Source organism: Nocardiopsis sp. TNDT3, assembly GCF_003427465.1.
In the GTDB taxonomy this organism is placed as follows: Bacteria; Actinomycetota; Actinomycetes; order Streptosporangiales; family Streptosporangiaceae; genus Nocardiopsis; species Nocardiopsis dassonvillei.
Genome location: NZ_QPFC01001079.1, coordinates 1 through 4,456, shown reverse-complemented (window position 1 = coordinate 4,456; position 4,456 = coordinate 1). Strand labels below are relative to the sequence as shown.

The 4,456-nt window shown below is 73.8% G+C and carries 4 protein-coding genes; 1 reads left to right on the top strand and 3 read right to left on the bottom strand.

All coding sequences use genetic code 11. The features are described 5' to 3' along the window. On the top strand, window positions 1-167 hold a 167-nt coding region (locus DQW06_RS24050), incomplete at its 5' end, for an LPXTG cell wall anchor domain-containing protein (RefSeq protein ID WP_117199364.1). Between the two features lie 254 nt (window positions 168-421). Here DQW06_RS24050 and gatA read toward each other — a convergent pair. The 3 genes from gatA to DQW06_RS24035 form a co-directional block, all read right to left on the bottom strand. Then, the gene (gene gatA, locus DQW06_RS24045) at window positions 422-1,921 is read right to left on the bottom strand and encodes an Asp-tRNA(Asn)/Glu-tRNA(Gln) amidotransferase subunit GatA (RefSeq protein WP_013151220.1); all 1,500 of its coding nucleotides are present in this window, start codon (window positions 1,919-1,921) and stop codon (window positions 422-424) included. Window positions 1,922-1,923: 2 nt separating this feature from the next. Next, complete coding sequence (gene gatC / locus DQW06_RS24040) at window positions 1,924-2,223, bottom strand: Asp-tRNA(Asn)/Glu-tRNA(Gln) amidotransferase subunit GatC (protein WP_013151219.1); 300 nt, start codon at window positions 2,221-2,223, stop codon at window positions 1,924-1,926. Between the two features lie 144 nt (window positions 2,224-2,367). Continuing rightward, on the bottom strand, window positions 2,368-4,416 hold the full coding sequence (locus DQW06_RS24035; protein WP_117199363.1) for a bifunctional diguanylate cyclase/phosphodiesterase: 2,049 nt from the start codon (window positions 4,414-4,416) through the stop codon (window positions 2,368-2,370). Window positions 4,417-4,456: the final 40 nt, after the last annotated feature.

Genomic DNA, 4,456 nt, shown 5'->3' with positions numbered 1-4,456 from the left:
AGCCGTCCGAGCCCGCCGACGACCAGAACGAGCCCAGCCTGCCGGTGACCGGTGGCGCGCTCGTCGGTCTGGTCGCCGCCGGTGTGGCCGCGCTCGGCGCGGGCGGCGGCGCCCTCTACCTGAGCCGCAGGCGCAAGGCGGCGGGCAGCCAGGACCTGGAGGGCTAGTCCCCTTCCGGCCGCCGCGGAGCGGTCGTGACCGAGGGCCCGTTCCGGCGCAGTTCCGGAGCGGGCCCTCGGTTTTGCGCCGTCCCGTGCCGCCGGGGCAGCACGAGGCCAGGAGCCCCTGGGGACCCCCCGATATCCACGTTAGGGCCGCGCGCGGACGCCGCACCAGACCCGGTTCCGGCCTGTGGACGGAGCACCCGCCGTCCCTCGCGGGGACGGCGGGCGCTCGACGACTCCGCCGCGGCCGCTGGTTCCTAGCGGGCGACCGCGTAGGGGCTGCGGGCCAGCAGGTCGCCGTCGCGCTCGGTCAGCGCGCGCTCGACCGCGGCCGCGACCCGGTAGGTGCGGTCGTCGGCCAGGGGCGGGGCCATGATCTGGAAGCCGACGGGCAGGCCGTCCTCCGGGGCCAGGCCGCACGGCACCGACAGCGACGCGTTCCCGGCCAGGTTGGACGGGATCGTGCACAGGTCGGCCAGGTACATGGCCATCGGGTCCTCGGCGCGCTCGCCGATCGGGAACGCCGTGGTCGGTGTCGTCGGCGAGACCAGCACGTCCACGTTCTCGAACGCGGCGTCGAAGTCGCGCTTGATCAGCGTGCGCACCTGCTGGGCGCTGCCGTAGTAGGCGTCGTAGTAGCCGCTCGACAGGGCGTAGGTGCCCAGCATGATGCGGCGCTTGACCTCGGGGCCGAAGCCCTGGGCCCGGGTCAGCGACATGACCTCCTCGGCGCTGCGTGTGCCGTCGTCGCCCACCCGCAGGCCGTAGCGCATGGCGTCGAAGCGGGCGAGGTTGGACGAGCACTCGCTGGGCGCGATGAGGTAGTACGCCGACAGGGCGGCGTCGAAGCTCGGGCAGGACAGCTCCACGATCTTCGCGCCCAGGGACTCCAGCAGCTCCAGCGTCTCGTGGAAGCGCTGGCGCACGCCCGGCTGGAAGCCGTCGCTGTCCAGCTCGCTGACCACGCCCACGCGCAGGCCCTCGACGTCGCCCAGGCGGGCGGCGTCCACGACCGGCGGGACCGGTGCGTCGATGGAGGTGGAGTCGCGCGGGTCGTGCCCGGAGAAGGCCTCGTGGAGCAGGGCGGCGTCGAGCACGTTGCGCGCGAAGGGGCCCGGGGTGTCCAGGGAGGAGGCGAAGGCGATCATCCCGTAGCGGGAGGAGCCGCCGTAGGTGGGCTTGGCGCCGACCAGGCCGCACACGGCGGCGGGCTGGCGGATGGAGCCGCCAGTGTCGGTGCCGGTGGCCAGGGGCGCCTCGAACGCGGCCACGGCCGCGGAGGAGCCGCCGGAGGAGCCGCCCGGGATGCGGTCGGTGTCCCACGGGTTGCGGGTGACCTTGTAGGCGGAGTTCTCCGTGGAGGAGCCCATGGCGAACTCGTCCATGTTGGTCTTGCCCAGGATGACCAGCCCGGCCTCGCGCAGGCGCGCGGTGACGGTGGCGTCGTAGGGCGGCTGCCAGCCCTCGAGGATCTTCGAGGCGGCGGTGGTGGGCATGTCCTTGGTGGTGAACACGTCCTTGTGGGCGACCGGGACACCGGCGAGCGGGCCGAGTTCCTCACCGGCGGCGCGGCGGGCGTCCACCGCGCGGGCCTGCTCCAGCGCGGTCTCGCGGCGCACGTGCAGGAAGGCGTTGATCTCGCCGTCCACGGACTCGATCCGGTCCAGGTAGGCGGTGGTGGCCTCCTCGGAGGTCACCCGTCCCTCCCGGATGGCCTCGCCGAGTTCGGCGGCGGTCAGGCTGATGACGTCGCTCACCGCTACTCACCCTCCCCGAGGATCCGCGGAACCCGGAAGCGCTGGTCCTCCACCGCCGGGGCACCGGCCAGTGCCTGGTCGTGGGCGAGGCCGGGCCTGGCCTCGTCGGGGCGGTAGACGTTGGTCAGCGGCAGGGCGTGCGAGCTGGGCGGGATGTCGCCCTGGGCGACCTCCTGCACCTTGGCCACGGCGGTCAGGATGTCACCGAGCTGGGCGGCGAGCGTGTCGAGCTCGCTCTCGTCGAGCGCCAGCCGCGACAACCGTGCGAGGTGCGCGACCTCATCGCGGGTGATGGCGGTCATGGAATGCGAACCGTTTCTTCGGCGGAAGGACTATCGGGACCAATCCTATGGCTCCGGGGCCGGTCCCGGCGCCGGTCGGTCCGCGAACGCCGGTCGGCCGACCGGCGCGGTCCCCGGGGCCGGCGCCGCTCGGCGGCTCCCCGGTCAGACGCGGGTGCCGGCCGCGGTCCCGCCGTCGCGGGCGGCGACCCAGTCGGCGACCTCCCGCGCGGTCAGCGGCGCGGAGAAGTGGTGGCCCTGGGCGGCGTGGCAGCCGGTGTCGCGGGCGGCGCGGGCGAGTTCGCCGCTCTGGACGCCCTCGGCGGTGGCGCGCATGCCCAGCGCCTTGACCAGGGCGATGGCCGCGCGGACGACGGTGTGGCCGTTGTCGGTCCGGTCCACCAGGCGGGCGGTGAAGGACTCGTGGATCTTGACCTCGTCCAGGGGCAGACCGGCGAGCTGGGCGAGGGTGAAGTGGCCGGTGCCGAAGTCGTCCAGGGACAGGCCGACGCCGAGGTCGCGCAGGCGGCGGACGGCCGCGGTGGCGGCGTCGGTGTCGGTGATCAGCGCGTGCTCGCCGATCTCCAGGACCAGCCGGTCGGCCGGTACGCCGTGCTCGCGCAGCGCGGAGGCGACGGTGGCGGGCAGCGCGGGGTCGAGCAGTTCGCGCACGCCGAGGTTGACGGCGACGGGCAGGTCGAGGCCCTCGGCGTGCCAGCCGGCGGCGCGGGCCAGGGTGATGTCCAGGACCTGGCCGGTGAAGGCTCGCAGCAGGTTGGACTGCTCCACGACCGGCATGAACTCCTCGGGGGTGAGCAGTCCGCGGCTGGGATGGCGCCAGCGGGCCAGGGCCTCCAGGCCGATGGGGCGTTCGTCGCCCAGGTCGACCTTGGGCTGGTAGTGCATCTCCAGGGCGCCCTCGGACAGGCCGCGGCGCAGTTCGGTGTACAGGCTGAGCCGGGCGGTGGAGTTGCGGTCCTTGCCGGGGTCGTAGGACTCCACACCGGTGCGGTCGGCCTTGGCGACGTACATGGCCACGTCGGCGCGCTGCATGAGGAGCGCGAAGTCGGGCGCGTCGTGGGGGTGCAGGGCGATGCCGATGCTGGCCTGGAGGTCGAAGTCCATGCCGTCCAGGCGGACCGGTTCGGCGAGGGCGCCGCGCAGCCGGAAGGCCACCTCGCACGCGGAGGCGCTGTCGCGGACCTGGGGCAGCAGGACGGCGAACTCGTCCCCTCCCAGGCGGGAGACGAGGTCTCCGGGTCGGACGCTGTGGGTGAGCCTGCGCGCGACGGTCTGGAGGAGGCGGTCGCCGGTGGGGTGGCCCAGGGTGTCGTTGACCTCCTTGAACCGGTCGAGGTCGAGCAGGAGCAGGCCGACGCTGCCGCCGCGCTGCTGGGCGTGGGCGATCTCCTCGCGGGCCCGGAGGGTGAGGAGCTTGCGGTTGGCCAGGCCGGTGAGCTCGTCGTGGTTGGCCTGGTGGTCGCGTTGGACCGACAGCATGGCGCTCGTGTAGAGCGCGCCGAGCGGGAGCGCGAACAGCGGGACGTAGAGCACCGAGTGGGTCGCGGCCACGACCACGAGCGGGGCGAGGCTGAGCAGGACGCTGTTGACGTGCACCTGCTGGGCCAGGCCCTTGGACATGACCTGTCGCAGGGGCACGCGTTCGTGCATGGCCACCGCGCACAGGACCAGGACGCGGTTGACCGCGAAGTAGCCCGCCCCGGCGAGGGCGACGGTCAGGAGTTCGCCCGCGGCGGGCAGCCACGTGCCCTGGACCGCTCCGGGCAGCAGGAGGCGCAGGACGGCGTCGGCGACGCCGAGCGAGAGCGTGTACTGGGCGGCGTTGAAGGCGATGCGGTGGGGGGCGTGGCCGCGCGCGAACCCGGAGACCGCGGTCGCGGTGACCTGGGCCAGGGCGGCCACGGGCAGGCCGTGCAGGATGACGAGCGCGAGGGAGAAGGGCAGCGAGGTGGGCACTCCGTCGCCGGGCGCCTGGCCGGGGAGTGTGAGGGGGCGCAGTTCGCCGAGGACGATCATGCACAGCAGAACCCAGGTGAGCGGTTCGACGGCGAGAGCGCGCAGCTCGTCCGTGCGCAGGTCGAGTCCGGAGACGAGGAGCAGGACCGCCCCGGCGGCCGTGGCGCCCAGCATGTACAGCCAGAGCGGTGTCCCGACCCGGGGACCGATGTCCCTTGTGCTGTTGGGATCCTTCATGCCTGGTCCTTGCGAGGGGGCCGCGGAGTACGGCGGCGCC

Excerpts from the sequence above, each read along its gene's own strand:
- gatC (WP_013151219.1), bottom strand. The coding sequence starts at position 2,223 with ATGACCGCCATCACCCGCGATGAGGTCGCGCACCTCGCACGGTTGTCG.
- DQW06_RS24035 (WP_117199363.1), bottom strand. The coding sequence starts at position 4,416 with ATGAAGGATCCCAACAGCACAAGGGACATCGGTCCCCGGGTCGGGACA.